The following is a 399-nucleotide window of genomic DNA, read 5'->3' as shown; positions in this document are numbered from 1 at the left end:
GCCCTCGAACGCGCCGATGGCGCTGACGATTTCACGGCCGTCATCGTCGGTGATGATCGTGGCGTAGCGTTGGGTCATTGGATTTCTCGCAAAGGTCGCGCCCTACGACGCCCCCCTCTGTCCTGCCGGACATCTCCCCCACAGGTGGGGAGATCGGCTGTCATCCCGGCTTTCGCCAATCACAGACGTTGCAGGAAAGGCGCTGCGCCGAAGCTGCTGATCTCCCCCCTCGTGGGGGAGATGTCCGGCAGGACAGAGGGGGGCGCTGTCCCGCCAGCGTTCAAAATCGGCAGTCTCAGCGCCGTCACCAGACAAGGCGCCAAAAACACAAAACCCGCCTCGGCGGCGGGTCGCTGGCGCAAATCAGCACCATGGACAAATATGTAGCATGGCTGCCCT

At 63.2% G+C, this 399-nt stretch carries 1 pseudogene; it reads right to left on the bottom strand.

Annotated elements, in window-relative coordinates:
- Positions 1 to 179 precede the first annotated feature (179 nt).
- Positions 180 to 399: pseudogene (locus tag CKW40_RS44485) on the bottom strand (hypothetical protein); the annotation flags it as partial.

Source organism: Mesorhizobium carmichaelinearum (assembly GCF_900199455.1).
Classification (GTDB): domain Bacteria; phylum Pseudomonadota; class Alphaproteobacteria; order Rhizobiales; family Rhizobiaceae; genus Mesorhizobium; species Mesorhizobium carmichaelinearum.
This window is presented reverse-complemented; position numbering and strand designations above follow the sequence as displayed.